Origin of the sequence: Klebsiella ornithinolytica NBRC 105727 = ATCC 31898, from assembly GCF_001598295.1 — a bacterium.
Taxonomy (GTDB): domain Bacteria; phylum Pseudomonadota; class Gammaproteobacteria; order Enterobacterales; family Enterobacteriaceae; genus Klebsiella; species Klebsiella ornithinolytica.
Map to the genome: position 1 here is coordinate 15,154 of NZ_BCYR01000019.1, position 26,519 is coordinate 41,672.

Annotated in this window: 25 protein-coding genes; 19 read left to right on the forward strand and 6 right to left on the reverse strand. The window is 55.5% G+C overall.

Annotated elements, in window-relative coordinates; genetic code table 11:
* Positions 1 to 121: 121 nt before the first annotated feature.
* Together ROR01S_RS23750 and fadE are read right to left on the reverse strand one after the other, a co-directional pair.
* Entirely contained in the window at positions 122 to 892 is a 771-nt protein-coding gene (locus ROR01S_RS23750) for an amidohydrolase (RefSeq protein ID WP_015585091.1), read from the reverse strand.
* Between the two features lie 183 nt (positions 893 to 1,075).
* Positions 1,076 to 3,520 carry an acyl-CoA dehydrogenase FadE gene (gene fadE, locus ROR01S_RS23755; protein ID WP_064359934.1) on the reverse strand — a complete coding sequence of 815 codons (2,445 nt, stop codon included), beginning with the start codon at positions 3,518 to 3,520 and terminating at the stop codon, positions 1,076 to 1,078.
* A gap of 238 nt (positions 3,521 to 3,758) precedes the next feature.
* Here fadE and lpcA point away from each other — a divergent pair, with 238 nt between their 5' ends.
* Both lpcA and ROR01S_RS23765 read left to right on the forward strand, forming a co-directional pair.
* Entirely contained in the window at positions 3,759 to 4,340 is a 582-nt protein-coding gene (gene lpcA / locus ROR01S_RS23760) for a D-sedoheptulose 7-phosphate isomerase (protein WP_004099149.1), read from the forward strand.
* A 107-nt stretch (positions 4,341 to 4,447) separates the two neighbouring features.
* The gene (locus ROR01S_RS23765; protein WP_004858226.1) at positions 4,448 to 5,215 is read left to right on the forward strand and encodes a class II glutamine amidotransferase; all 768 of its coding nucleotides are present in this window, start codon (positions 4,448 to 4,450) and stop codon (positions 5,213 to 5,215) included.
* Here ROR01S_RS23765 and dpaA read toward each other — a convergent pair.
* Entirely contained in the window at positions 5,186 to 5,926 is a 741-nt protein-coding gene (gene dpaA, locus ROR01S_RS23770) for a peptidoglycan meso-diaminopimelic acid protein amidase (protein WP_015585090.1), read from the reverse strand. The two genes, ROR01S_RS23765 and dpaA, sit on opposite strands and share 30 nt — an antisense overlap.
* Positions 5,927 to 6,336: 410 nt before the next feature.
* Here dpaA and ROR01S_RS23775 point away from each other — a divergent pair, with 410 nt between their 5' ends.
* The 9 genes from ROR01S_RS23775 (at position 6,337) to ROR01S_RS23815 (ending at position 14,046) form a co-directional block, all read left to right on the forward strand.
* Complete coding sequence (locus tag ROR01S_RS23775; protein ID WP_044349667.1) at positions 6,337 to 7,680, forward strand: Na(+)-translocating NADH-quinone reductase subunit A; 1,344 nt, start codon at positions 6,337 to 6,339, stop codon at positions 7,678 to 7,680.
* A gap of 3 nt (positions 7,681 to 7,683) precedes the next feature.
* On the forward strand, positions 7,684 to 8,922 hold the full coding sequence (locus ROR01S_RS23780) for an NADH:ubiquinone reductase (Na(+)-transporting) subunit B (RefSeq protein ID WP_004858236.1): 1,239 nt from the start codon (positions 7,684 to 7,686) through the stop codon (positions 8,920 to 8,922).
* Entirely contained in the window at positions 8,915 to 9,709 is a 795-nt protein-coding gene (locus ROR01S_RS23785; protein WP_004858241.1) for a Na(+)-translocating NADH-quinone reductase subunit C, read from the forward strand. The genes ROR01S_RS23780 and ROR01S_RS23785 overlap by 8 nt, the downstream gene beginning before the upstream one ends.
* Positions 9,702 to 10,340 carry an NADH:ubiquinone reductase (Na(+)-transporting) subunit D gene (locus tag ROR01S_RS23790; protein ID WP_004858245.1) on the forward strand — a complete coding sequence of 213 codons (639 nt, stop codon included), beginning with the start codon at positions 9,702 to 9,704 and terminating at the stop codon, positions 10,338 to 10,340. The genes ROR01S_RS23785 and ROR01S_RS23790 overlap by 8 nt, the downstream gene beginning before the upstream one ends.
* A 6-nt stretch (positions 10,341 to 10,346) precedes the next feature.
* A complete protein-coding gene (nqrE, locus tag ROR01S_RS23795) occupies positions 10,347 to 10,943 on the forward strand; it encodes an NADH:ubiquinone reductase (Na(+)-transporting) subunit E (protein ID WP_004858248.1) in 597 nt (198 codons plus the stop codon).
* Positions 10,944 to 10,954: 11 nt separating this feature from the next.
* Entirely contained in the window at positions 10,955 to 12,178 is a 1,224-nt protein-coding gene (nqrF, locus tag ROR01S_RS23800; protein WP_004858252.1) for an NADH:ubiquinone reductase (Na(+)-transporting) subunit F, read from the forward strand.
* Positions 12,179 to 12,180: 2 nt separating this feature from the next.
* Positions 12,181 to 12,396 (forward strand): (Na+)-NQR maturation NqrM, encoded by a 216-nt coding sequence (nqrM, locus tag ROR01S_RS23805; protein ID WP_004858255.1) that lies wholly within the window; start codon positions 12,181 to 12,183, stop codon positions 12,394 to 12,396.
* Between the two features lie 136 nt (positions 12,397 to 12,532).
* Entirely contained in the window at positions 12,533 to 13,588 is a 1,056-nt protein-coding gene (dinB, locus tag ROR01S_RS23810; RefSeq protein WP_044349669.1) for a DNA polymerase IV, read from the forward strand.
* A gap of 5 nt (positions 13,589 to 13,593) precedes the next feature.
* Positions 13,594 to 14,046 carry a GNAT family N-acetyltransferase gene (locus ROR01S_RS23815; RefSeq protein ID WP_032724333.1) on the forward strand — a complete coding sequence of 151 codons (453 nt, stop codon included), beginning with the start codon at positions 13,594 to 13,596 and terminating at the stop codon, positions 14,044 to 14,046.
* 40 nt (positions 14,047 to 14,086) lie between these two features.
* Here the strand turns inward: ROR01S_RS23815 and pepD are convergent, their stop codons facing one another.
* Positions 14,087 to 15,544, reverse strand: coding sequence for a cytosol nonspecific dipeptidase (pepD, locus tag ROR01S_RS23820; protein ID WP_004858263.1), 1,458 nt, complete (start codon positions 15,542 to 15,544; stop codon positions 14,087 to 14,089).
* Between the two features lie 257 nt (positions 15,545 to 15,801).
* Between pepD and gpt the strand changes: the two genes are divergently transcribed.
* The 4 genes from gpt to ROR01S_RS27620 all read left to right on the forward strand — a co-directional run bounded on the left by gpt (position 15,802) and on the right by ROR01S_RS27620 (position 18,693).
* The gene (gene gpt / locus ROR01S_RS23825; protein ID WP_004858267.1) at positions 15,802 to 16,260 is read left to right on the forward strand and encodes a xanthine phosphoribosyltransferase; all 459 of its coding nucleotides are present in this window, start codon (positions 15,802 to 15,804) and stop codon (positions 16,258 to 16,260) included.
* A gap of 107 nt (positions 16,261 to 16,367) precedes the next feature.
* The gene (frsA, locus tag ROR01S_RS23830; RefSeq protein WP_004858270.1) at positions 16,368 to 17,612 is read left to right on the forward strand and encodes an esterase FrsA; all 1,245 of its coding nucleotides are present in this window, start codon (positions 16,368 to 16,370) and stop codon (positions 17,610 to 17,612) included.
* A 57-nt stretch (positions 17,613 to 17,669) separates the two neighbouring features.
* Positions 17,670 to 18,068, forward strand: a complete 399-nt coding sequence (gene crl / locus ROR01S_RS23835) for a sigma factor-binding protein Crl (protein ID WP_004858274.1) — start codon at positions 17,670 to 17,672, stop codon at positions 18,066 to 18,068.
* Positions 18,069 to 18,327: 259 nt separating this feature from the next.
* Complete coding sequence (locus ROR01S_RS27620) at positions 18,328 to 18,693, forward strand: hypothetical protein (RefSeq protein ID WP_032717161.1); 366 nt, start codon at positions 18,328 to 18,330, stop codon at positions 18,691 to 18,693.
* A gap of 66 nt (positions 18,694 to 18,759) precedes the next feature.
* On the opposite strand, the gene gabD is transcribed toward ROR01S_RS27620, so the two are convergent.
* Entirely contained in the window at positions 18,760 to 20,208 is a 1,449-nt protein-coding gene (gene gabD, locus ROR01S_RS23845; protein ID WP_004858280.1) for an NADP-dependent succinate-semialdehyde dehydrogenase, read from the reverse strand.
* A gap of 567 nt (positions 20,209 to 20,775) precedes the next feature.
* Between gabD and ROR01S_RS23850 the strand changes: the two genes are divergently transcribed.
* The 4 genes from ROR01S_RS23850 (at position 20,776) to ROR01S_RS23865 (ending at position 25,118) form a co-directional block, all read left to right on the forward strand.
* A complete protein-coding gene (locus ROR01S_RS23850) occupies positions 20,776 to 21,732 on the forward strand; it encodes a TRAP transporter substrate-binding protein (RefSeq protein ID WP_224050084.1) in 957 nt (318 codons plus the stop codon).
* Between the two features lie 75 nt (positions 21,733 to 21,807).
* Positions 21,808 to 23,682, forward strand: coding sequence for a TRAP transporter large permease (locus tag ROR01S_RS23855; protein WP_004858284.1), 1,875 nt, complete (start codon positions 21,808 to 21,810; stop codon positions 23,680 to 23,682).
* Between the two features lie 206 nt (positions 23,683 to 23,888).
* Complete coding sequence (locus ROR01S_RS23860; protein ID WP_015585083.1) at positions 23,889 to 24,653, forward strand: SDR family NAD(P)-dependent oxidoreductase; 765 nt, start codon at positions 23,889 to 23,891, stop codon at positions 24,651 to 24,653.
* A gap of 45 nt (positions 24,654 to 24,698) precedes the next feature.
* Complete coding sequence (locus ROR01S_RS23865) at positions 24,699 to 25,118, forward strand: RbsD/FucU family protein (RefSeq protein ID WP_015585082.1); 420 nt, start codon at positions 24,699 to 24,701, stop codon at positions 25,116 to 25,118.
* Positions 25,119 to 25,178: 60 nt separating this feature from the next.
* Here the strand turns inward: ROR01S_RS23865 and ROR01S_RS23870 are convergent, their stop codons facing one another.
* Positions 25,179 to 26,228, reverse strand: a complete 1,050-nt coding sequence (locus ROR01S_RS23870; protein ID WP_004858294.1) for a LacI family DNA-binding transcriptional regulator — start codon at positions 26,226 to 26,228, stop codon at positions 25,179 to 25,181.
* Between the last annotated feature and the right edge of the window lie 291 nt (positions 26,229 to 26,519).

Below are 26,519 nucleotides of genomic sequence, written 5' to 3' on the forward strand. Positions count from 1 at the left end.
GAAATAATCCCGCCGGAAAAATATTATTTCTCCCGCTTATTCTGCGGGCTGGTGGGGGAAAAAGAGGCGGCGGCGAGGTATAAAACGGGGTCCCCTCGGTTAACGAGGGGAGAGAAGACGATCAGTTCAGGGTGAACGGATCGGCATCCTGCCAGGCCGGAAACTTCTCACGATACTCTTTGAGCGCCGTCATCGACAGCTCTGCATCCAGACGCGTTGCCTGATGGGGTTCTGCCGTTGCCAGAATTTCTCCCTGCGGGCTGATAATGCGGCTATCGCCGCGGTAATGATGGCCGTTGCCATCGGTGCCGACGCGGTTACAGCCGGCAACATAGGCCAGATTCTCGATGGCGCGAGCCACCAGCAGGGACTGCCAGTGAAGTGAGCGTGGGGCAGGCCAGTTGGCCACATAGAGCGCTAAATCGTAGTCGTTATGGTTACGTGACCACACCGGGAAGCGCAGGTCATAACACACCAGCGGCAGAATTCGCCAGCCGCGCCACTCAAAAACAACCCGTTCGTTACCCGCCTCATAATGATGATGTTCTTCGGCCATGCGGAACAGATGGCGCTTGTCATAGAAGTGGGTTGTGCCATCGGGCTCGACCAGCAAGAAGCGGTTAACCGGCCCGCGATCGGTTTGCAGCGCCGCGCTGCCGGCAATCAGGGCATTTGTTTGCACCGCTTTACTCTGCATCCAGTCAATGACGTTTTCGGCTGACATCGACTGCTTTGCGGCCTCCATAGCGAATCCGGTCGTGAACATTTCCGGCAAGACTATGACGTCACGTCCGGTAATGCCTTCCAGTTGACGATCGAAGTGACGCAGGTTGGCGGGACCATCCATCCACACCAGGGGTTGTTGCAACAACGTAATTTTCAAACCAGGCACAGTGTTGAACTCCATCATCATGAGAGCATCAGGGTAATTTTAACACCATATCAGTCTCTCGCTGCTCAGCGGAATATGTTGTTAAAAAAATGATAACGCAGACAGCTGAATGTCGGTCGCCGGGTAAAAAAGAAAGGCGGGGAAATTCCCCGCCCTGGTCGTGATGTGGTAACTGTTATTGTTTTATGCGGCTTCAACCTTGCGGACTTTCTCCGGGAGCTTTACCGGTTTGGTCGCCAGCTCATCGGCTGCGAAATCGTCAACGTTAATGCTGCGCAGACGGCTGGTTTCCGCACGGGTCAGAATATCGGCTTCATCCTGATTGATTAAACCTTTTGCCAGCGCGTTGCGGGCCAGTTCATCCAGACGGGTAAACGGCAGGTTTTTACCCAGCTCTTTGCAGATACGCTGATGAATCGGATCGGCGGCCATGACATCGAGCAGGGCCTCTTCCAGCAGACCGACCGGGTTATGTTCACTCGGGGTCAGATACTGGCCGCGACCGATACGTGAACGCGTCGCGCTCGGGACCTGCAGGATTTTTGCCACCTTATGATCCAGCTTATCGGACGGCGCGTTGTAGTGACGGCCGGTCGGGAAGATAGCAATGCGCAGGGCGCCCGCGACAAAACGGTTCGGGAAGTTCTTCAGCAGATCGTCAATCGCCTGTTCTGCCTGATACAGCGCATCCTGGACGCCCCAATGGACCAGCGGGAGGTCGGCTTCATTGCGCCCTTCATCGTCATAGCGTTTCAGCACCGCAGAGGCGAGATAGAGCTGGCTCAGGACATCGCCGAGACGCGCGGAGATGCGCTCGCGACGCTTCAGGCTGCCGCCCAGCACCGCCATGGAGACGTCGGACAGCAGCGCCAGGTTCGCGCTCAGACGGTTCATGTGCTGGTAGTAGCGACGAGTGCCATCACGGGTCGGCGTGCTGCTTGTCAGCCCGCGGGTCAGGCCCAGCCAGAAGCTGCGGACTTTGTTACTGCCGACGTGACCAATGTGTTTAAACAGCAGTTTGTCGAAAGCGTTAACATCGTTGCTTTGCGCGGCGGCCATTTCATCCAGTACGTACGGATGGCAGCGAATCGCCCCTTGACCAAAGATCATCATGCTGCGGGTCAGGATATTGGCCCCTTCGACGGTGATAGCGATTGGTGCCCCTTGATAGGCGCGGGCGAGGAAGTTACCTTCGCCCAGCATGATGCCTTTCCCGCCGGTGATATCCATGGCGTCAATGATTGAGCGCTGGCCGCGATGGGTGCAGTGGTACTTGACGATAGCCGACAGCACCGCCGGTTTCTCTCCCAGCATGATGCCGTAGGTAATCAGCGAAGCGGCGGCATCCATCACGTATGCGTTACCGGCAATACGCGCCAGAGGCTCTTCGATGCCTTCCATTTTACCGATGGAGATTTTGAACTGGCGACGAATATGGGCATAGGCGCCGGTCGCCATCGCCACGGATTTCAGTCCGCCGGTGGCATTAGACGGCAGGGTGATGCCGCGTCCTACGGACAGGCATTCCACCAGCATCCGCCAGCCCTGGCCGGCCATCGACGGGCCGCCGATGATGTAATCGATCGGCACGAAAATATCTTTCCCCTGGGTCGGACCATTCTGGAACGGCACGTTCAGCGGGAAGTGGCGACGGCCAATTTCGACGCCCGGGGTGCTGGTCGGGATCAGCGCACAGGTGATGCCCAGATCTTCTTCGCCGCCCAGCAGACGGTCGGGATCGGAGAGTTTAAAAGCCAGGCCCAATACGGTCGCGATAGGGGCGAGGGTGATATAACGCTTATTCCAGGTCAGGCGCATGCCCAGTACCTGCTCGCCTTGCCATTCGCCCATGCAGACGACGCCGCTGTCCGGGATGGCGCCGGCGTCAGAGCCCGCTTCCGGACTGGTCAGCGCAAAGCACGGAATTTCCTGACCACGCGCCAGGCGCGGCAGATAGTGTTTTTTCTGCTCTTCAGTACCGTAATGTTGCAGCAGTTCGCCCGGGCCTAAGGAGTTCGGCACGCCGACGGTAATCGCCAGGATACCGGAAACGCCGGAGAGCTTTTGCAGCACCCGTGACTGAGCGTAAGCGGAGAACTCCAGGCCGCCGTACTCTTTCTTAATGATCATCGCAAAGAAACGATGCTCTTTCAGGTAGGCCCACAGCGCCGGCGGCAGATCGGCCATTTCATGGGTGATTTCAAAATCGTTCGCCATGCGACAGGCTTCTTCTACCGGCCCGTCGATGAACGCCTGTTCTTCGGCGGTCAGGCGCGGCTGCGGATAGTTGTGCAGTTTCTGCCAGTCTGGCGTCCCGCGAAACAGGTCGCCTTCCCACCAGGTCGTGCCCGCATCGATGGCCTCTTTTTCGGTACGCGACATCGGCGGCATCACCTTACGGAATGCGCGGAATGCCGGTGCCGAGAAAATTGACTTGCGCATCGGCGCAAAGTTGAACGGCAGCAGAATAATCGCCAGCGGCAGCAGCAGCCAGATATTCCACAGCCCGGCAACGCTGAGCGCCGCGGTCCAGGCGAGCAAAATCACGCTGCTCAGCAGGAGATTAATTCGGTGATAGAAGAGCGCACCGAGTAAAACAACGGTTGCAACAATACTCAAAATCATCATAGAGAAATGCTCCCTGTCTTGTAGGAGGTCTGACCACTTGTGATGATATGGTTGTAGTGGATGTTATTGGCTTTAGCAATGTGTTTACAAAATAATTACAACCTTGCTCACATTGTTGTACGTAAATGCGGCACGTAAAATCAAAACCACGGCGGATAACGTCGGCTGCTTCTTCTCGCTTCGGCGCCTATCCGGTACACTGCCAGGGTTATTCCAACCATACTGAAGGATTATCCTCATGTACCAGGATCTTATTCGTAACGAACTGAACGAAGCGGCGGAAACGCTGGCTAACTTTCTGCAGGACGAAGCCAATATTCACGCGATTCAGCGTGCCGCGGTGCTGCTGGCTGATAGCTTTAAGGCCGGTGGTAAAGTCCTCTCCTGCGGTAACGGCGGTTCCCACTGCGATGCGATGCATTTTGCAGAAGAACTGACCGGGCGCTATCGTGAGAATCGCCCCGGCTATCCGGCGATTGCGATTTCAGACGTCAGCCACCTGTCCTGCGTCAGTAACGATTTTGGCTATGAGTACGTCTTCTCCCGCTACGTCGAGTCCGTGGGTCGCGCTGGCGATGTGCTGCTGGGTATCTCCACCTCCGGCAACTCCGGCAACGTGATTAAGGCGATTGAGGCTGCCCGCGCGCAGGGGATGAAGGTCATCACGCTGACCGGCAAAGATGGCGGTAAAATGGCCGGTTCCGCCGATGTTGAAATTCGCGTGCCGCATTTTGGTTATGCCGATCGTATTCAGGAAATTCACATTAAAGTGATTCATATTCTGATTATGCTGATCGAAAAAGAGATGGTTAAGGCCTGATGACATGGTGTCGGGCGGCACTGTGTTTGCCCGACCTGCGGGCTGAGTTGTCGGCCGGGTAAGCTGCGCGCCACCCGGCACTGCCTGAAAGTGCGAAGAGGTGATGTATGTGCGAATTGCTCGGGATGAGCGCGAATGTGCCAACAGATATTTGTTTTAGCTTTACCGGGCTGGTTCAGCGCGGTGGAGGCACCGGCCCGCATAAAGATGGCTGGGGTATTACCTTTTATGAAGGTAAAGGCTGTCGCACATTTAAAGATCCGCAGCCCAGCTTCCAGTCGCCGATTGCGAAACTGGTACAGGACTATCCCATCAAATCGTGCTCGGTCATCGCCCATATTCGCCAGGCTAACCGCGGTATCGTTGCGCTGGAAAACACCCATCCCTTTACCCGCGAGCTGTGGGGACGCAACTGGACCTATGCTCATAACGGCCAGTTAGAGGGCTATGAGTCCCTGGATACCGGAAATCTCCAGCCGATCGGCGAGACCGACAGCGAAAAAGCCTTCTGCTGGCTGCTGCACTGCCTGACCGAGCGCTATTCGGGGACGCCGGACGATATGGTTGAAGTGTTCAGCTTTATCGCCACCCTCGCGGGCTCGCTACGGGAAAAAGGCGTCTTTAATATGCTGTTGTCGGACGGGCGTTACGTGATGGCGTTTTGCTCGACGAATCTGCACTGGATAACGCGGCGGGCGCCGTTTGGCGTGGCAACGTTACTGGATCAGGACGTAGAAATCGATTTTCAACGGGAGACCACACCTAACGATGTGGTCACCGTTATCGCCACTCAGCCGCTGACCGGCAACGAGACCTGGCATAAAATCATGCCAGGCGAGTGGGCGTTATTTTGCCTCGGGGACCGTGTAGTTTGAAGCCAGCTGCGGCTGGATAACTTCATGACTGAGCGGCTTGCTGACGATATAGCGGCCATCGGCCACTGAGATAACCGGCGGCTTATGGGTTTGCTGGAAATAGTCGTAGCCTGGCTTCAGCTGTTTCCAGAAATCCGCATAGTAGGAGTATTTGTGGCGTTCCATATTGGCATTGGTCATGCGGAAAGGATAAATGCTGACCTGCACGCTGGACTGGCCGAACACGAGCGCGCCGGTCACAAACTGGAAAATCTCATCAATGCCGGTATCGGTCATCGCGTAGCAGCCGATGGATACGCAGGCACCGTGAATCATCAGGTATTTACCTTCATAACCATGGGCGCGATCGTAGGCGTTCGGGAAGCCGATATTAATGGCTTTATAGAAACGGCTGTCAGGCTTGAGCTGATTGCGCGTCACGCTATAAAACCCTTCCGGACTTTTGAAGTCGCCCTGACGCTGCTTCGGCCCCAGACCGCCGGAATAGTTACAGATCCGGTAGCTGTCGAGTAGCTGGTAGGTTTCGCCCATTTTGACGTAGAGATCGAGCGTACGCTCTTCTTTGAAGATCTCAATGTAAACCGGGGAACCCATTAATTGTTGCTTGTATTCTTTGCTAACCGGCGTCGTCGAGCCGCTATTGCTGAGTAACCCAGCAAATGAAACGCACGGCAACAGAAGCATCGCAATAAATAATGCGATTTTGCGCATACTGCTTGTTCCTTGATAAATCAAAAACCACATTGCCAGGACGGCAAGAGATACCCGAAATCAGACTTTTCTGGATTTAGAGCGCTCACATTAGCATCACGGCATTTTTTCGCAAGCGCGGCCTTACCGCGTTTACAATTTAGTTGTCCTTTATAGCGAATCTGACGTCAAAGCGCAGTCAGAACTTTGCGCAATAGATCTCATTTTATAGGTAGTTAATCGTGGTTTATCTACTGACGCCGCTCACGAAATGTTACACTTGCGCCGCTTAACGATCAGGGTAAGAAAGGATGCTTCTCTCCCGTCTTGTGAACCGCCAGGACTCAGCTTTTCCTTTTCTCTGATTTCCCATCAATGTTGCTGGCCTCGGTCTGATATCGAGGTTTAAGTTACGGATACCTGCTAACGATATGATTAAAATCACGAAAGGGCTGAATCTGCCCATAGCTGGCATGCCATCACAGCAGAAAACTTCTCAGGTTGCCGTCAAACGCGTCGCGCTGCTGGGCGAGGAGTACGTCGGTATGCGCCCCTCAATGGCGGTGCGCGAAGGTGACCGGGTACAAAAAGGGCAGATCCTCTTCGAAGACAAAAAGAACCCCGGCGTCTGCTTTACCGCACCTGCGGCTGGGGTGATTGGCGCCATCCATCGCGGCGAACGTCGGGTTCTGCAATCCATTGTTATCGATGTCGACGGCGATGAGGCCGTCTCCTTCCCCCGCTATGCACCGGGCGACCTGGCTGGATTGGCGCGGGAAACTGTGCAGCAGCTGCTGCTGACTTCCGGCCAATGGACGGCATTCCGCACTCGTCCGTTTAGTAAAACGCCGGTGCCGGGGAGTGTACCGGCGGCGATTTTCGTGACCGCTATTGATACCAACCCGCTGGCGGCAGATCCGCAACCGATTATTCTGGCCCACCGCGAGGCCTTCGATGCGGGACTCACCGTGCTCACCAGCCTGACGGATGGCAAAGTGCATGTCTGCCAGGCCAGCGGCGGCAAGCTCGGTGGCCACCCCGCAGGGCAGGTGACCTTTAACCAGTTCGCCGGGCCGCATCCGGCCGGGCTGGCAGGCACCCATATCCATTTCCTTGAGCCCGTCAGCCTGAATAAACAGGTTTGGCACCTTAACTATCAAGATGTTATCGCCATCGGCCGGCTGTTTCTCGACGGGGAACTTTACAGCAAACGCGTGATTGCGCTCGGGGGCCCGCAGGTCAAAGAGCCGCGGCTGATCGAAACCTGCTGCGGCGCCAGTCTTGATGAACTGCTGGCCGGTGAGCTGCTGGAGGGGGAAAACCGGGTCATTTCCGGCTCGGTGCTGAGCGGTACCCACGCCCAGGGGCCGTATGCGTTCCTTGGTCGCTATCACCTGCAGGTGAGCGTCGTGAAGGAAGGGCGTGAGAAGGAGCTGTTTGGTTGGGTGATGCCGGGCAAAGACAAATTTTCGATTACCCGCACCACGCTCGGACATTTTCTCAAACACAAACTGTTCAGTTTCTCAACGGATACCAACGGCGGCGAGCGTGCGATGGTTCCCATCGGCAACTACGAGCGCGTGATGCCGCTGGATATTCTGCCGACGCATCTGCTGCGGGATTTGCTGGCGGGAGACACCGACAGCGCGCAGGCGCTGGGCTGCCTGGAGCTGGATGAAGAAGATTTAGCGCTCTGCACCTACGTCTGCCCGGCAAAATATGAATACGGCCCGCTGCTGCGTGACGTCTTAACCCGCATTGAGCAGGAAGGATAAGTGATGGGTTTGAAAAATCTGCTGGAAAAAATTGAGCCGCACTTCACCCACGGCGGCAAACTGGAAAAGTACTACCCGTTGTATGAGGCGGCGGCGACTATTTTCTATACCCCGGGTCAGGTGACGAAAGGGGCCTCTCACGTCCGTGATGCCATCGACCTCAAGCGGATGATGATCCTGGTGTGGCTGGCGGTGTTCCCGGCGATGTTCTGGGGCATGTACAACGTCGGGCTGCAAACTATCCCGGCGCTACACAAACTCTACGGCGCGGAGCAGCTGCAGCAGGTGATCGCCAGCCACTGGCACTATAGCGTGGCGCAGTGGCTGGGGGTGAACTTTGGCCCGGATGCGGGCTGGCTGAGCATGATGGGGCTGGGCGCAGTGTTCTTCCTGCCCATTTATCTCACCGTGTTTATCGTCGGCGGCTTTTGGGAAGTGCTGTTCGCCATCGTGCGCAAACACGAAATCAACGAAGGCTTCTTTGTTACCTCCATTCTGTTCGCGCTGATTGTGCCGCCGACGCTGCCGTTATGGCAGGCGGCGCTGGGCATCAGTTTTGGCGTGGTGATTGGCAAAGAGATCTTCGGCGGCACCGGGCGTAACTTCCTCAACCCGGCGCTGGCCGGGCGTGCATTTCTGTTCTTCGCCTATCCGGCGCAAATTTCCGGCGATCTGGTGTGGACGGCGGCGGACGGTTTCTCCGGCGCAACGCCGCTTTCTCAGTGGGCGAGCCGCGGCGGTGAAGCGCTGGTGAATGTCACCAGCGGCCAGCCGGTCAGCTGGATGGATGCCTTCCTCGGCAATATTCCCGGCTCCATCGGCGAGGTCTCGACGCTGATGATTCTGCTTGGCGGCGCCATCATCATTTTCGGTCGCGTCGCCTCCTGGCGCATTGTCGCCGGGGTGATGATTGGCATGATTGCCACGGCAACGCTGTTTAACTTTGTTGGCTCTGATACCAACCCGATGTTTGCCATGCCGTGGTACTGGCATCTGGTGCTCGGCGGTTTTGCCTTTGGCATGATGTTTATGGCGACCGACCCGGTGTCGGCGTCGTTCACCGACAAAGGAAAGTGGGCATACGGTGCGCTGATTGGCGCGATGTGCGTGCTGATCCGCGTGGTGAACCCGGCCTATCCGGAAGGGATGATGCTGGCCATTCTGTTTGCCAACCTCTTTGCGCCACTGTTCGATTACCTGGTGGTGCAGGCCAATATCAAGCGGAGGAAGTCGCGTGGCTGAGAAAAAAAGTAACGATAGCATCGGCAAAACGCTGCTGGTGGTGCTGGTGCTTTGCCTGGTCTGCTCGGTCATTGTTGCCGGTTCTGCGGTGGGGCTGAAGCCGCGCCAGCAGGAGCAAAAAGCGCTCGATAAACAGCGTAACATTCTCTCCGTTGCCGGGCTGATGCAGCCGGACATGAAGCAGGAGGAGATTGCCTCGGTGTTTGCCGAGCGCATCAGCCCGCGGCTGCTGGATTTGAAAAGCGGCGAACTGCTGGAAAAAGATCCGGACTCCTTTAATCAGGGGCTGGCGCTGAAAGATCCTGAGCAAAGTACCGTGCTGGAGGCCAGCCAGGATCCGGCGGGCATCAAGCGTCGTACTAACGTGGTGGAAATCTACCTCGTGAAAGACGAGCAGAAAAAGGTTCAGGAAGTGGTGCTGCCGATTTACGGCAACGGCCTGTGGTCGATGATGTATGCCTTTGTGGCGCTTGATACCGATGGTCGTACCGTGAAAGGCATCACCTATTACGATCAGGGCGAAACGCCGGGCCTCGGCGGCGAAGTGGAAAACCCCGCCTGGCGTAAACAGTTCATCGGCAAAAAAGTGCTCGACGACAGCGGCATGCCGGCGCTGAAAGTGGTGAAAGGCGGTGCGCGTCAGGGTGATGACTACGCGGTTGACGGCCTTTCCGGCGCAACGCTCACGTCCAACGGCGTGCAGCACAGTTTTGATTTCTGGATGGGGGAGCAGGGCTTTGGTCCGTTCCTCAAGCAGATTCGTGAAGGAGGCCTGAACAATGGCTGAGCTCGATGAGATGAAAGAAGTAAAACGGGTGCTGGTCGGGCCGTTGATTAGCAACAACCCTATTGCCCTGCAGGTGCTGGGGGTCTGTTCGGCGCTGGCGGTGACCACCAAGCTGGAAACCGCATTCGTCATGACTATCGCGGTAACGCTGGTGACGGCGTTTTCCAGCATGTTTATCTCGATGATCCGCCACCATATTCCCAACAGCGTGCGCATTATCGTGCAGATGGCGATCATCGCCTCGCTGGTGATCGTCGTCGATCAGCTGCTGCGCGCCTACGCCTACGAAGTCTCCAAACAGCTGTCGGTGTTCGTCGGGCTTATCATCACCAACTGTATCGTGATGGGGCGCGCGGAAGCGTATGCCATGAAGTCGCCGCCGCTGGCGAGCTTTATGGACGGTATCGGTAACGGTCTGGGCTACGGCGCCATTCTGATGATTGTCGGTTTCCTGCGCGAGCTTATCGGCAGCGGTAAACTGTTTGGCGTCACCGTGCTGCAAACCGTGCAGAACGGCGGCTGGTATCAGCCGAACGGCCTGTTCCTGCTCGCGCCGAGCGCGTTTTTCATCATCGGTCTGCTGATCTGGGCGCTGCGCAGCTGGAAGCCGGAACAGCAGGAGAAGGAGTAACCGAGTATGGCTCATTACCTCAGTCTTTTTGTACGCGCGGTGTTTGTTGAAAACATGGCGCTGGCCTTCTTCCTCGGCATGTGTACGTTTCTTGCGGTGTCGAAGAAAGTCTCCACGGCGTTTGGTCTTGGCGTAGCGGTGACGGTGGTGCTCGGCATTTCCGTGCCGGTGAACAACCTGATTTACAACCTCGTACTGCGCGACGGTGCGCTGGTGGACGGGGTGGATTTGAGCTTCCTCAACTTCATCACCTTTATCGGGGTGATCGCCGCGCTGGTGCAGATTCTGGAGATGATCCTCGATAAGTATTTCCCGTCGCTGTACAACGCACTGGGGATCTTCCTGCCGCTTATTGCCGTGAACTGCGCCATTTTTGGCGGCGTCTCCTTTATGGTGCAGCGCGACTATAACTTCCCGGAATCCATCGTGTATGGCTTCGGCTCCGGTATCGGCTGGATGCTGGCGATTGTGGCGATGGCGGGCATCCGCGAAAAAATGAAATACGCAAATGTGCCCGCGGGTCTGCGCGGGTTAGGGATCACCTTTATTACCACAGGTCTGATGGCGCTGGGCTTTATGTCATTCTCCGGTGTGCAGCTATAAGGGCGGAAAGTATGGAAATTATTCTTGGCGTCGTGATGTTCACGCTGATCGTGCTGGTGCTGTCGGGGCTGATCCTGGCGGCGCGCTCGAAGCTGGTCAACGCCGGTGATGTGGTTATTGAAATCAATAATGAAGCGGATAAACAGATTCGCACGCCGGCGGGCGATAAGCTGCTGAATACGCTGTCCAGCAACGGGATCTTTATCTCTTCTGCCTGCGGCGGCGGCGGTTCCTGCGGCCAGTGCCGGGTGACGGTGAAGGAGGGGGGCGGTGATATCCTGCCTACCGAACTTTCCCATATCAGCAAACGCGAGGCGAAAGAGGGCTGCCGTCTGGCCTGTCAGGTCGCCGTGAAACAAAACATGAAGATCGCGCTGCCGGAAGAGATTTTTGGCGTCAAAAAATGGGAGTGTGAAGTTATCTCCAATGATAACAAAGCGACTTTCATTAAAGAGCTGAAGCTGGCCATCCCGGAAGGCGAAAGCGTGCCGTTCCGCGCGGGCGGCTATATTCAGATTGAATGTCCGTCGCATAAAGTGGCGTATGCCGATTTTGACGTGCCGGACGAGTACCGCGCGGACTGGGATAAATTTAATCTGTTCCGCTATGTTTCCGAGGTTAAAGAGCCGACGCTGCGCGCCTATTCGATGGCGAACTATCCGGATGAGAAGGGCATCATTATGCTCAACGTGCGTATTGCGACGCCACCGCCGAAAGTGCCGGATGCGCCGCCGGGGATCATGTCTTCGTATATCTGGTCGCTGAAAGCCGGTGATAAGGTGACGATTTCCGGGCCGTTCGGCGAGTTCTTCGCGAAAGAGACGGACGCCGAGATGGTCTTTATCGGCGGTGGCGCTGGTATGGCGCCCATGCGTTCGCATATTTTCGACCAGCTTAAACGGTTGCACAGCAAGCGCAAAATCAGCTTCTGGTACGGCGCCCGTTCGCTGCGTGAAATGTTCTATGACGATGAGTTTGAACAGCTGGCACGTGAAAATCCGAACTTTACCTTCCACGTGGCGCTTTCCGATCCGCAGCCGGAAGATAACTGGAACGGCCACACCGGCTTTATTCACAATGTGCTGTATGAAAACTACCTGCGCGATCATCCGGCGCCGGAGGACTGCGAGTTTTATATGTGTGGGCCGCCGGTGATGAATGCCGCAGTGATCAAGATGCTAAAAGATCTTGGCGTTGAGGATGACAACATCATGTTGGATGACTTTGGAGGTTAATGATGTTGACGGTGTTTGTGGCAACCTTCGTCATTTTCGCGCTGGTTATTCTGGGGATGTCCTTAGGATATCTGATAAAGCGCAAAAGTCTCCAGGGCAGCTGCGGCGGTATCTCATCGCTGGGGCTTGAGAAGGTCTGCGACTGCCCGGAGCCGTGCGATGCACGTAAAAAGCGCATGGCTCGTGAAGCACAGCGCCAGCAAAATCGGATCCTCTGATCTCTCCGTAGGCCCGGCAAGCTTGCGCCGCCGGGCATTATTGCCTGATGGCGCAAGCTTATCAGCCCTACAAACCCCGCTTCTCATTCCTTGTATTATTACTGTATACTTAACCAGTAATCGTTGAGGGCTGAGTATGCGCAAAATTATCCATGTCGATATGGACTGCTTTTTTGCCGCCGTGGAAATGCGGGATAATCCAGCCCTGCGTGATATCCCCATTGCCATCGGCGGTAGCCGGGTACAGCGGGGGGTGATCAGCACGGCCAACTATCCGGCGCGCAAATTTGGCGTACGCAGCGCGATGCCGACCGCGATGGCCCTCAAGCTTTGCCCGCATTTAACCCTGCTACCCGGCCGCTTTGATGCCTACAAAGAGGCCTCGTCCCATATCCGGGAAATCTTCTCACGCTACACGTCGTTAATTGAACCGCTGTCTCTGGATGAGGCGTATCTCGACGTCAGCGATAGCGTTCACTGCCAGGGCTCTGCGACGCTGATCGCGGAAGAGATTCGCCAGACCATTTTTCACGAGCTTCAACTGACCGCCTCTGCCGGTATCGCGCCGGTAAAATTTCTGGCGAAAATTGCTTCCGATATGAATAAACCCAACGGTCAGTTTGTGATTGCGCCGCATCAGGTCGCGGAGTTTGTCCGAACGCTGCCGCTGGCGAAGATCCCCGGCGTGGGGAAAGTCTCAGCCGCAAAGCTGGAAAGCATGGGGCTGCGTACCTGCGAAGATGTGCAGAAAAGCGACCTGGCGATGTTGCTCCGCCGTTTTGGTAAGTTTGGTCGGATCCTGTGGGAGCGTAGCCAGGGAATCGATGAGCGGGAGATCAACAACACCCGACAGCGTAAATCGGTTGGCGTTGAGCGTACGCTGGTGGAGGATATCCACGAGTGGTCTGCCTGTGAGAGCATCATTGAGCACCTCTATCCAGAGCTGGAGCGGCGGGTGCTGAAGGTCAAACCGGACCTTCTGATTGCCCGTCAGGGGGTAAAGCTGAAATTCAATGATTTTCAGCTGACCACTCAGGAACATGTCTGGCCGCGCCTGAATAAAGAGGATTTGCTCTCCACCGCCTACAAAGCCTGGCACGAACGGCGGGGCGGTCGCGGAGTGCGGCTGGTCGGGTTGCATGTGACGCTGCTCGATCCTCAACTGGAGCGGCAGCTGGTACTGGGGTTATAACGATGCTGAAGATCAGACCTTATCGCGACGATGATTTTACTGCGCTGTGCGCCATTTTTCTGCGCGCGGTACAAGAGACCGCCAGCCATGATTATTCACCCCGCCAGATAGCCGCCTGGGCGCAGATAGACGAGACCCGCTGGCGGCACAAAATGAGGGAGTCTCTGGTATGGGTCGCGGCGATGGACCAGCGTCCTGTGGGGTTTATCACCGCCGTGGACCGCTATATCGATCTCCTGTTTGTGGCGCCGGAGTATGGCCGCCGGGGTATTGCCAGCGCGCTACTCCAGGAACTGTTTACGCAGATACCGCATGGCTCCCTGACGGTCGACGCGAGCATTACGGCAAAACCGTGTTTTGAACGGCATGGTTTCAGGGTCGTGGAAGAACAGCAGGTGGCGGTGCGCGGCGAGACGTTTATTAATTACCGTATGGAGAAGGTGAGACGGCCCGGATAAGGCGCCACGCGCCGCTATCCGGACCGTTTATTGCCGTAACTTACTTCGCAGGAATCGCTTTCAGCAGTTCCGTCAGCAGCGTCCAGTATTGACCAACGCTTTCGATATGCACCTGCTCATCCGGAGAGTGCGGGCCGGTAATGGTAGGCCCGATTGAGACCATATCCATATTCGGGTACGGTTTCTTGAACAGACCGCATTCCAGCCCGGCGTGGATAATCTGGATGTTCGGCGTCTTGTTGAACAGACGCTGATAGGTTTCACGCACCAGATGCATCACCGGTGAGTTCGCGTCCGGCTGCCAGCCAGGGTATGCGCCTTTGGCTTCGGTTTTCGCGCCCGCCAGTTTACCCAGTGAATCCAGCATGCTGACGACGTAATCTTTGCCGCTGTCGATCAGCGAACGAATCAGGCAGTGGATCTCAACATTATCATCGGTCATGGTCACGACGCCGACGTTCAGAGAGGTCTCGACAACGCCTTTTGCCACGTCAGAGTTACGAATAACACCGTTTGGCGTGGCGTTGAGCAGACGCACAAAGCCGTCACGGGATTGCACGGTCAGGGCCGCTTTGTCGTTGACGACAGAGTCCAGCAGCAGCACCAGATTTTTCTCTTTTGCCGCCAGTTCGTTTTTCAGGATGTCCTGATAGGTGGCGACCAGCGCTTTCAGCGCATCGACCTTATCGGCCGCGACCGCGACGGTAGCGAAAGCTTCACGCGGAATGGCGTTACGCAGGGTGCCGCCGTTGAAATCGACCAGACGCAGGTCCAGCTCTTGCGCGTGACCGGCGAGGAAACGGGCCAGCAGCTTGTTGGCGTTCCCCAGACCGACGTGAATTTCGCCGCCGGAGTGACCGCCTTTCAGCCCTTTTAAGGTCAGCTTAAAGCTCTGGAAACCTGCCGGCACCGCTTCGCGGGTTAAGGTCAGGTTGGAGGTAAAGTCGATACCGCCGGCGCAACCCATATAGATTTCGCCCTCTTCTTCAGAGTCGGTATTGATCAGGATATCGGCCTGCAGCCAGTTAGCCTGAAGACCAAACGCGCCGTCCATGCCGGCTTCTTCGGTCATGGTCAGCAGCACTTCCAGCGGGCCATGTACGACGCTGTCATCAGCCAGCACTGCCAGCGCAGAAGCCATACCGATGCCGTTATCCGCGCCCAGGGTGGTGCCGCGCGCTTTGACCCACTCGCCATCGATATATGGCTGAATCGGATCTTTAGTGAAGTCATGAACGGTGTCGTTGTTTTTCTGCGGCACCATATCGAGGTGCGCCTGCAGAACAACTGGTTTACGGTTTTCCATACCGGCCGTGGCGGCCTTACGAATCAGAATGTTGCCAACCTGATCGCGTTCTGCGTGTAAGCCTTTTTCTTTTGCCCAGCCCATGATGTGTTCAGCGAGTTGTTCTTCGTGATAGGACGGATGGGGAATGGAGCAGATTTTGGCAAAAATATCCCATAGCGGCTGCGGGGATAATTGAGACAATTCAGACACGATGAGTCTCCTTACGATCGCCTGCAAAAGTCTTTTGCAGGTCGAGGGTTAGCAATAAAAAATACAACAGGCGCAGGCTTGCGCGGTGGGGTTGAGAATACCACTTTCCACGCCGACTGGTAGTGTAAACAACGCAAAAAGCGCTGGGATGGCCGCTTAACACTGGTTTTTAGTGCGTCAGATCTCTATAATCTCGCGCAACCATTTTCCCCCTCGAACATCATTTAAGCCGTATAACACAGGCTGGGACACTTCACATGAGCGAAAAATACGTCGTCACCTGGGACATGTTGCAGATTCACGCCCGCAAACTGGCCAATCGTCTGATGCCTTCTGAACAATGGAAAGGCATTATTGCCGTAAGCCGCGGTGGTCTGGTACCGGGTGCATTACTGGCGCGTGAACTGGGTATTCGTCATGTTGATACCGTTTGCATTTCCAGCTACGACCACGATAACCAGCGTGAGCTGACCGTCCTGAAACGCGCTGAAGGTGATGGTGAAGGTTTCATCGTGATCGATGACCTGGTCGATACCGGCGGTACCGCCGTCGCTATTCGCGAAATGTACCCAAAAGCACACTTCGTTACCATTTTTGCTAAACCGGCTGGTCGTCCGCTGGTTGATGATTATGTTGTTGATATCCCGCAGGATACCTGGATTGAACAACCGTGGGATATGGGCGTGGTGTTCGTACCGCCGATCTCAGGTCGTTAATTTACAAGGTGAGTGCTATTTACCACGCCCGGTTATGCCGGGCGTGGTTTTTTTTGCCCGTATGCAGGTTACAATAGCCCGGAGTGGCAACACGATGGAGGCTGCACATGTCACAAGCTAACCTTAGCGAAACACTGTTTAAACCTCGATTCAAACATCCAGAAACGTCTACGCTGGTGCGCCGGTTTGCGTCGGGTTCGCAACAGCCGATCCACTCTGCGCTCGACGGGAGCAATGTCGATCACTGGTATCGCTTGATTAACCGTCTGATGTGGATCTGGCGCGGCGTGGCGCCACAGGAGATCCTGGATGTGCAGGCGCGCATTGTGATGAGCGATGCTGAGCGTACGGATCCGGAGCTTTATGACACCGTGGTGGGCTATCGCGGCGGCAACTGGATTTTCGAATGGGCCAAACAGGCGATGATCTGGCAGCAAAAGGCCGGGCAGGAAGCCGATCCGCTGAGCAGCGGGCGCCACTGGCTGCATGCATCCAATCTCTATAGCATTGCCGCCTACCCACATATTAAAGGTGATGAGCTGGCGGAGCAGGCGCAGGCGCTGGCTAATCGGGCCTATGAAGAGGCGGCTCTTCGCCTGCCGGGCGAGCTGCGCGAGCTGGAGTTTCCTGTGCCCGGCGGCGCGCCGGTGACCGGCTTTTTACATATGCCGAAAAGCGAAGGTCCGTTCCCGGTGGTCCTGATGTGCGGCGGTCTGGATGCGCTGCAGACGGACTACTACAGCCTGTATGAGAACTATTTTGCGCCGCTGGGGATTGCCATGCTGACGCTGGATATGCCTTCGATAGGCTTCTCGTCAAAATGGAAGCTAACCCAGGATACCAGCCTGCTGCATCAGCATGCGTTGCGGCACCTGACGAATGTGCCGTGGGTCGATCATACCCGGGTTGCAGCGTTCGGTTTCCGTTTTGGGGCGAATGTCGCCGTCCGTCTGGGTTATCTGGAGCCGCAGCGCTTAAAAGCCGTGGCCTGCCTCGGCCCGGTGGTGCATAACCTGCTGGTGGATCCGCTGCACCAGGGCCGGGTTCCGGAAATGTATCTCGACGTTCTGGCATCGCGGCTGGGCATGCACGATGCATCTGATGAAGCATTGCGCATAGAGCTGAACCGCTACTCATTAAAAACCCAGGGGCTTCTGGGCCGTCGCTGTCCGACGCCGATGCTTTCTGGCTTCTGGAAAAACGATCCGTTCAGCCCGGAAGAGGAATCGCGCTTAATTACGTCGTCATCCGCCGATGGTAAGCTGCTGGAGATTCCATTTAAGCCCGTTTATCACAATTTCGATCGCGCATTGCGCCAGATTGCCCGCTGGATCAATCAGAGATTTAGTTAATATATTGCTAAATTTTATTGATTTGGTAAAACAGTTGCATCACTAAAGGAGATCGCAATGACGTTACCGAGTGGACACCTCAAGAGTAAGCTGATTAAGAAATTCACGGCTCTTGGCCCTTATATTCGTGAAGAACAGTGTGAAGACAACCGCTTCTTTTTCGATTGCCTGGCAGTTTGCGTCAATGTAAAACCCGCCCCGGAAAAACGAGAGTTCTGGGGATGGTGGATGGAGATGGAAGCGCAGGCATCACGCTTCACTTACAGCTATCAGTTTGGCCTGTTCGATAAAGAAGGGAGCTGGCGGCCGGTGGCTATTGACGATCCGGAAGTCAGCGAGAAACTTGAGAAAACGCTGCGTGATTTCCACGATCGGGCTAACGCATTGCTGGCGACATTCAGCCTGAAGCTGGAACCCGCCGATGACTTTAGCGAGCCGCTCAGACTGCGCGCCTGATATCTCGCCGATTATCTGGTTATATCGAAAAAAATCCACGCCCGAGCGCGTGGATTTTTTTATTCCTTTACCCGCCCTCAAACTGCCAGATTTTCATTAATCACTGGTGTCGTTGAGTGATGTCGGACTTATTTCCATCACCCTGTTTATAGGATTTTTCTTAGAAGCGCGCCGTGCCGAGGAAATGTGTTCCAAGAGAATGCCTGAACAGGCTATCCGTGTTACCGTCACCACATGGCCCTGTAAAATAAAGATATTTATGAAGATTGTATTACTAATGAGTCTGTTAAGCCTGTTTCTTTCTCCGGCATTTGCCGGGACTGCAGTGAAATTGTCCTGCTCGTTACGCAAAAGCGTGACGATCTCAAAATTCCATTACCAGCTGTCGACAATGAAATGGGGCGATCACTTCCAGGTTGCTGCCGGAATAAGACAGGCGCAAACCAAAAGCAATGTCCCGTTTCGCGTGACGCGTTTTCAAAATGGCGACGATCTGGTCTTTTTCCCCGACAGCCAGGACTATTATTTCTTCTATTCCGGGATGGCGACACCTGACCGCTGCATTGTACAGGAGACGTATTCCTATCCGGTTGTTGAGCTACCGCGCTACAAGAAAAGCGAGTAGCCGGCGGCGCAAACAGAGCCCGAAGGGTTACCCCATCGGGACTCCGCTGCCTGGAACGGACGTGAATTAAAGGCCAATACACATGTATTTGATTTCTAAATAGTCTTCAATGCCATACTTCGAGCCTTCGCGGCCCAGACCGGAAGCCTTCACGCCACCAAACGGGGCGACTTCGTTGGAAATCAGCCCGGTATTGATGCCCACAATCCCATACTCCAGCGCTTCGCCGACGCGGAAAACGCGGCTCAAATCACGGGCATAGAAGTAGGCGGCGAGGCCAAATTCAGTATCGTTGGCCTGGCGGATGACATCCGCTTCATCTGTGAAGCGGAACAGAGGAGCCAACGGGCCGAACGTCTCTTCTTTCGCCACTTTTGCACCGTCGGGAACATCGACCAGAATAGTCGGCTGAAAGAAGTTGCCGCCGAGGGCATCCACTTTCCCGCCGGTGATGACCCGGGCGCCTTTCCCGACGGCATCGGCGATATGTTCCTGCACTTTGGCAATGGCTTTCTCATCAATCAACGGTCCGGTTGTGACCCCCGCCTGAAGGCCGTCGCCGAGGTGCAGCTGCTCCACCGCCTGCTGCAGTTTTTCGGCAAAACGCGCATACACCCCGTCCTGCACGTACAGGCGATTGGCGCAGACGCAGGTCTGCCCGGCGTTACGAAACTTCGACGCCATGGCGCCTTCTACCGCTTTATCCAGATCGGCATCGTCAAACACGATAAACGGCGCGTTACCGCCCAGTTCGAGCGAAACTTTTTTGATGTCCTGGGCACACTGCGCCATCAGCTGGCGGCCGATTTCCGTGGAGCCGGTAAACGACAGCTTACGCACCAGCGGGTTGCCGGTCAGTTCATTACCTACCGCGCTGGCGGAGCCGGTCACCACGTTAAATACGCCGTCAGGGATCCCGGCGCGTCTGGCCAGTTCGGCCAGCGCCAGCGCGGAAAAAGGGGTCTGGCTGGCGGGTTTGAGTACCATTGTGCAGCCGGCGGCTAACGCCGGGCCGGCTTTACGGGTGATCATCGCCGCTGGAAAATTCCACGGCGTGATCGCGGCGGTAACGCCAATCGGCTGTTTAATCACGATCAGGCGCTTATCGGCCTGATGACCGGGAATGGTATCGCCATAAATGCGTTTTCCCTCTTCGGCAAACCATTCGATAAATGAAGCGGCGTAGCCAATCTCGCCTTTTGCTTCTGCCAGCGGTTTGCCCTGCTCCAGGGTCATCAGCCGGGCCAGATCGTCCTGGTTTGCCATCATCAGATCGAACCAGCGGCGCAGGATCGCGGCGCGCTCTTTTGCCGTTAGCTGTCGCCAGGCGGGAAGGGCGCGATGGGCGGCCTGGATCGCATCGCGCGTCTCTTCTGCGCCCATTTTAGGGACTGAGCCCAGCACCTCTCCGTTCGCCGGGTTGGTCACCGTAATGACATCGCTGCTGAGGGCATCACGCCACTCACCATTGATAAATGCCTGCTGGCGGAACAAGGTTAGGTCATTCAGTTGCATGGTTATTTCCTGTCTCAGAAGGTTAACGGTTGAACGGCGTACTCCAGCGTAGCGGAGAATCAAAAGCGGCGTTTGCGATAGCCTTCACGTTTACCAACGTCTCTCGGCGCGAACCCGCGTCATGCCCGGTAAAGACTTTTCCGGCCCTCTTCTTTTACGCCAGCCAGGTACGCCTGTGTTTGTTTAGTGTAGTCGCCAGAGTCAGATGACAGCAGCGACTAAACAGTGACTAAACAGCGATGACGACGTTTTCACGATGTGAAACCAGCGACTGAATTCGCGACGCCTGCCACAAAATTCACACATCATGCGCGATGACGGGGGGAAGCAACTTGCTTTTATCTGGCGAGGCGAATACGGTCTGTAACGTTACACTAAAACGTTACAGTAGAAATTTACCCTCCGGTTATGAGTGAAGTCCCTGGCGATTTAGCGAGGCCCGAAGGTGCTACAGACACCTCAACGGTACGTGAAAGGATAACGATGATGAAAATGACACAGTTTTGTTCGGCCAGACGTTTTTTAGCTTTTGCTTGTTTGAGCTCGGCCCTGATAGCGGGAAGTGCGGTGAGCGCCTTAGCCCATGCGGCGCTCAACTTCCGCGTTTATTCTTCTCTCCCCGCGGACGACTCCTCGGCGCACTACATCTGGTTCAGCCGTTTTCAGGAAAACATTAACAACAATGCGAAATTGAAAGGGCAAATTAAGCTCAACTATTTTGCCAATGGCATGTTGGGCAAAGAGGCCGATGCGACGCAGCAGGTTCGCATTGGCGCAATTAATATGATGATCTCCGGTACATCCATTTGGGCCACGCTGGTACCTGAAATGGGCGTCCTGGATCTGGGTTATTTATTTAAAGATTACAGTCAGGTAGGGAAAGCGCTGGACGGCAGCGCCGGGGAAAAACTCTCCGCCTTAATGATGGATAAAGCCAACGTGATGGTGCTCGGCTACGGCTTTAACCTCGGCGCGCGTAATATTTATACCAAAAAGGTGATTGAAAAGCCGGAGGATTTAAAGAACCTGAAAATTCGCGTGCTGCCGGTGCCTAATTTCATTGCCACGTTAAACCATATGGGGGCGGTGGCGATCCCGATGCCGGGCGGTGAAGTCTATTCCAGCCTGCAAATGGGCGTTATTGACGGCGTAGAGCACGATGCCCCGACGATTTATGCGAGCAAATATTATGAAATCATCAAAAACGGCACCCTGACTCGCCACAGCTACAACCCGCTGATGATTGCGATGAATAAAAAGAGTTTCGAACAAATCCCGCCGGAGCTGCGTGCGGACGTGCTGGCGGCGGCGAAAGAGGCGACGGACTATGAACGCATGCAAGCGGGTAAAAAAGAACAGGAAGCAATAAAGAACCTTGAAGCAAAAGGGGTGACGTTCCGCGAAACCGATCGCCAGTTCTTCTATCAGCAGGTGCAGCCCGTGTGGCAGTCGTTCCTCAAGCAATATCCGGATATGAAGCCCATCGTTGATGAAATTACCGCGGCGGCAAAAGACCCGTCATGATCGGCGCCGCTTAACCCGCCCGTGCCACGGCGGGGTTAAGCGGTGAGATTGGCAATCTTGTGGAGAAGATTCAACATGGCTGATATCTCTATTAAAGCAAAGGACGGGTGCGTTGCCCTTGCGCTATTGGGCAAACTGAGCCGCTTTTTAACCACCTTAACCGCCTGGGCCGGAGCGCTGGTGCTGTTTATCAACGTGCTGGTGGTGTTTGCATCCGTCATCTGGCGCTATGCGCTGCACTCGCCCATTCATTGGGCCGAAGAGGTGGCTCGCGCGCTGATGATTGCGCTGGTGTTTTTCGGCGTGGCCACCTCGACGGCGAAAGGGGGTCATATTGGCGTCGATCTGTTCCTGCGTTTCCTGCCTGAACGGGTTCGACCCTATGTCGTTCATGCCAGCCGCTGGATCCTGTTTCTGGTCTCGGTTGGGCTCGTCGTTTCCAGCTACGACCTGGTGCAGGCCGCGCGATTGCAAACCACGGAGACCGGTTTACCGCAGACAATCTACGTCATTCCGGTGCTGATTGGTTCGCTGGTTATGATGGTGGCGGCGCTGGAGCTGGCCTTGCGAGAACGTGTTCGGGTTGTGCTGTTCAGCGGCCTTGGCATTGTGGTTCTGGCCGCCATTGGCTATATGAAACTTTCGCTCATGGCCGATCCCGCCAGCGCTGCTGCCGGGCTAATGCTGATCTGCTTTGTGCTCGGTATTCTCGCCGGCGTACCGATTGCGTTTACCCTTGGTCTGTCGGCGATGGTGTTCTTTATCTGCGATCCGTCATTACCGTTTGTCTTTTTCTCCCAGCAGGTCGCGGCGGGGGTAGATCACTTCGTGCTGTTGGCTATTCCGTTCTTCCTGCTTGCCGGTGCCGCCATGGAGATCAACGGGATGTCAACGCGGCTCGTTGAACTTATCGTGCGTGGCATGGGGCGCTTTCGCGGCGGCCTCAATATGACTACCGTACTGTCGATGGCCTTTTTCTCCGGGATCTCCGGCTCCAAACTGGCAGATGTTGCGGCGGTTGGCGGCGTGCTGATGCCAGCGGTGCGTCGGGCTAAACAGGATGGCGAAGAGGCCGCCGGGGTGTTTGCCGCCTCGGCCGTGATGGCCGAAACAATCCCACCTTGCGTGAATCTGATTGTTATGGGCTTTGTCGCGAACATCTCGATTGGCGCGCTGTTTATTGCAGGCCTGGTGCCCGCCGTCTGCCTGCTGGTACTGCTGATGATTGCCGCCAACCGGTTTGGCGGCAAAATCAACGTTAGCGAAGCGTATCCGGTATTACGGCCGCGCACGCAGCTCTACCTTGGTGCCGCCGTTGGGCTGGTGATGATCTTTATGATTGGCCGCGGCGTCATGATGGGGATCGCCACCTCGACAGAAATCTCCGCTTTTGCAGTGATTTACGCCATCGTCGTCGGTCGCCTTGCATTTCGTGAACTGACGTTCAAAGCGACGGTAAAAATGTTTATCGATATCGCCGCCATGTCCGGAGTGCTGCTGTTTATCGTCGCCTGCGCCACCAGCCTTTCTTATGCGCTGACGATACAGATGATCCCGCAGCAAATAGCGGAATTACTGGTCAGCATTGGGGTCGAGCAGGGAGCCTGGCTGTTTCTGCTATTAACCATCGTTATTCTGGTTATTTTTGGCGCCGTTCTGGAAGGAGCTCCGGCGCTGATTATCTTTGCGCCGATTCTGGTACCGATCGCCGTTCAGCTTGGTTTCAGCCCGCTGCATTTCGGCATCATTATGATTATGGCAATGGGTTTTGGTCTCTTTTCACCGCCTATCGGACTCGGTCTTTATACCACTTGCGCCATTTGCGGCGTGGAGATGAAACACGTTATTCGGCCCATGGCAAAATATCTGGCGGTAGTCTTCGTCGGGATTATTATCGTGGCTATGGTCCCACCATTAACAACATGGTTGCCGGGGCTCGCTGGTTATTAATTGTGAATCCAGTCGTCAACAGTATTCCGTTATTTAAACACGGTTAAAAGAGGCGTCCTGTCAATATCGGCAGGGCGCAAGGTCAACAGGTATCGCTCAGGTTCTGATATTTAACACGCCTGCAGGTGGGGATAACAACGTCCTGAATCTCTCGCTGATAAATATTATGCGCCGATGGCGGATTTATTCTGAAACAGGAGTATGCAATGGGGTCATTAACGGGAAAGAAAGTTTTTATTACTGGCGCTGAGCAAGGTATTGGTAAAGAGACTGCGAGAAAATTAATTGAGGCCGGATGTGATATCTATATTCACTATTTCAGCGGTGAAGAAGGCCCCAGAGAATTAATCGCGATTGCCCAACAGCGGGGAGGCAAGGCCGCCTGCGGCTATGCGGATTTGACCAACGAGGCGGATGCGGCGCGCTGCGTTGCCGAGGGGGCAGCGTTCTTAGGTGGCATCGATATTCTGGTGAATAACGTCGGGGGAATTATTGCCCGCAAATGGCTCGGTGAAATTGACCCGCAGTTCTGGCGTACCGTCATTGATGTCAATATGACGACCATGCTCAATGTGACTCAATCGGCGCTGCCGTGGTTAAAAGAGGCGACTGACGGCGCGAGTATCGTCAATCTCGCCTCGTTAGCCGGACGCTCCGGCGGGCACTCCGGATCGCTGGTCTATTCGATGACTAAAGGCGCGGTGCTGACGTGGACCCGCTCCCTTGCCGCAGAGCTTGGCGAGTTTGGTATTCGGGTGAATGCGGTGGCGCCAGGGCTGATTCTGGGGACACGTTTTCATAACCAGCATACCACTCAGGCCTCGGCCGATCGGACTATCGAAGATATTCCGCTGGGAAGAGCCGGTACGCCTGAAGATATCGCACGCGCGATCTGCTTCCTTGCCTCGGAATACGATGGCTTTATCTCCGGGGCGACTCTGGATATTAACGGCGGTATTTATCGGGCATAAATCTCAGGGCGGGTTATATCCCGCCCATATTAAGAGAACGTAGTCATGATCAAAACAGAAATTATTCATCCGGATTTGCTCCAGGCGTTGGCCCAGTGTGGCCATAAAGCCAATATTCTTATCGCCGATGCTAATTATTCATTTTTAACCAACTCATCTCCGCGGGCGCGGATTATTTATCTCAATTTTTCCCCGGGTTTGATTAGCAGCGTGGTCATCCTGCAAAAAATGCTCGGCTACATCAATATTGAAAAAGCGGTGCTGATGTCCTGCCCGGATGATTTTGATAATACGATTGCGCGTGAATATCGCACTCTGCTTGCTGAGTCGACCGCAGTGGAATATGTGACCCGGGAGGCCTTTTACGCGCTGGCGAAATCGTCGGATACCCTGCTGGTTGTCGCCTCTGGCGAGACCCGCCGCTTTGCCAATATTCTGCTCACCGTCGGCCCAACGCTACTGTGACGCGGGAGAAGGGCAACGTGTTCTTCTCCCGTCACAGGCACAAACACAGCGGCGCGAGAGTCAGACCTCGGGCGCATCGCGTACCGACTGACGGCACACCAGGGAAGGCGTAAACAAAAACTCCTGCGGCGGGAGGGAGGGGTTGTCCGTCCGCTCAATCAGGCGTTGTACCATGACCTCCGCCATATCACTCAGCGGAGGCATCACCGAACTTAATCTGGGATAAACCAGCCCGGAGAGCGGGATGTTATCGATGCCGATGATGGAGATCTCTCCCGGCACGCTAATCCCGGCTTCGTGCAGGCCGGCCATCAGCCCAATGCCGAGCGCGTCATTAATTGCCACAATACCGTCAGGACGGCGCGACTGGCGGCAGATTTTTTGCGCCAGCGATCGGCCCAGTTCGGTCATTTCCGCATCACCGTACGCCGCTTGCGTCTTCTCCTCGACAATCATGCCCTCACGAAATAGCCCGTGGCGTTGCACCGCGCTGAGAAAGCCTTCGATTTTATGGGCGCGGCTCGGGATCATACCGGCGACGGTGGCGAAGGTCAGGTGTCGGCACCCGCGCGCAATCAGATGCTCTGTGGCTAAACGTCCGGCTTCGACGTTATCCATGGATACGCTGTCGAGCGCCAGACCGCCGGAACCGGCGCTGGCCGGCATACGACTGTCGTAGTTGACCATGATCATGCCCTGAGAGGCGGCACGCACAAAATGCGGTTTTTCAATATCACCGGCGGCGACAATAATGCCGCGCACGCCGTGGGCAAACATATCTTCCAGAAAGGCTTCTTCTTCTTCAATCTGACGGTAGGTGTTACCAATCAGCACGCGATAAAAGCGCTTTTTTGCCGCCAGATCCACTTCACGGACCAGCGAGGCGAAGCTGGGGTTGACGATGGACGGAACCAGCAGGCCGATCATTTTGGCCTGGCCCGTTTTCAGCTGCTGGGCGACGCGATTAGGAAAGTAATTGAGCGTTTGCATGCTTTGCTGGATACGCGCCAGCGTCTCTTCGCGCATCTGGTCGGTACGGCCATTGAGCACGTTGGATACGGTGCTGACGGACACGCCAGCATGCTTTGCGACATCGCGAATGTTTGCCATACATCTCCTTTGCAGCGGTGGGCGAGGCGCGGACGAGAGCGATTCTCCGCGCCGCTTTATACGGGGTCGACAAGCCTGATCCTGCATCGTTTTCTGATGAGGATCATCAACAATAACGGTTTAGTGTAACGTTACAGCTGGTGCTGTCAATGCGCTTGCAAACGGCAAGTGATGTCAGCCACGCGACTGCGCCCCTGGCTGCGGGAAACCGCAGGCCCTTTATTTAACCCGGTCCGACACACCGTCGGGGATGTTTCCCGTCGGCATAGCCATCCATGCAGACAGTGAGGA

Bases quoted from the DNA above. Each gene is read 5' to 3' on its own strand.
- fadE (WP_064359934.1), bottom strand. From the start codon at position 3,520: ATGATGATTTTGAGTATTGTTGCAACCGTTGTTTTACTCGGTGCGCTC.
- lpcA (WP_004099149.1), top strand. From the start codon at position 3,759: ATGTACCAGGATCTTATTCGTAACGAACTGAACGAAGCGGCGGAAACG.
- ROR01S_RS23765 (WP_004858226.1), top strand. From the start codon at position 4,448: ATGTGCGAATTGCTCGGGATGAGCGCGAATGTGCCAACAGATATTTGT.
- dpaA (WP_015585090.1), bottom strand. From the start codon at position 5,926: ATGCGCAAAATCGCATTATTTATTGCGATGCTTCTGTTGCCGTGCGTT.
- ROR01S_RS23775 (WP_044349667.1), top strand. From the start codon at position 6,337: ATGATTAAAATCACGAAAGGGCTGAATCTGCCCATAGCTGGCATGCCA.
- ROR01S_RS23780 (WP_004858236.1), top strand. From the start codon at position 7,684: ATGGGTTTGAAAAATCTGCTGGAAAAAATTGAGCCGCACTTCACCCAC.
- ROR01S_RS23790 (WP_004858245.1), top strand. From the start codon at position 9,702: ATGGCTGAGCTCGATGAGATGAAAGAAGTAAAACGGGTGCTGGTCGGG.
- nqrE (WP_004858248.1), top strand. From the start codon at position 10,347: ATGGCTCATTACCTCAGTCTTTTTGTACGCGCGGTGTTTGTTGAAAAC.
- nqrF (WP_004858252.1), top strand. From the start codon at position 10,955: ATGGAAATTATTCTTGGCGTCGTGATGTTCACGCTGATCGTGCTGGTG.
- nqrM (WP_004858255.1), top strand. From the start codon at position 12,181: ATGTTGACGGTGTTTGTGGCAACCTTCGTCATTTTCGCGCTGGTTATT.
- dinB (WP_044349669.1), top strand. From the start codon at position 12,533: ATGCGCAAAATTATCCATGTCGATATGGACTGCTTTTTTGCCGCCGTG.
- gpt (WP_004858267.1), top strand. From the start codon at position 15,802: ATGAGCGAAAAATACGTCGTCACCTGGGACATGTTGCAGATTCACGCC.
- frsA (WP_004858270.1), top strand. From the start codon at position 16,368: ATGTCACAAGCTAACCTTAGCGAAACACTGTTTAAACCTCGATTCAAA.
- crl (WP_004858274.1), top strand. From the start codon at position 17,670: ATGACGTTACCGAGTGGACACCTCAAGAGTAAGCTGATTAAGAAATTC.
- ROR01S_RS27620 (WP_032717161.1), top strand. From the start codon at position 18,328: ATGAAGATTGTATTACTAATGAGTCTGTTAAGCCTGTTTCTTTCTCCG.
- gabD (WP_004858280.1), bottom strand. From the start codon at position 20,208: ATGCAACTGAATGACCTAACCTTGTTCCGCCAGCAGGCATTTATCAAT.
- ROR01S_RS23855 (WP_004858284.1), top strand. From the start codon at position 21,808: ATGGCTGATATCTCTATTAAAGCAAAGGACGGGTGCGTTGCCCTTGCG.
- ROR01S_RS23860 (WP_015585083.1), top strand. From the start codon at position 23,889: ATGGGGTCATTAACGGGAAAGAAAGTTTTTATTACTGGCGCTGAGCAA.
- ROR01S_RS23865 (WP_015585082.1), top strand. From the start codon at position 24,699: ATGATCAAAACAGAAATTATTCATCCGGATTTGCTCCAGGCGTTGGCC.
- ROR01S_RS23870 (WP_004858294.1), bottom strand. From the start codon at position 26,228: ATGGCAAACATTCGCGATGTCGCAAAGCATGCTGGCGTGTCCGTCAGC.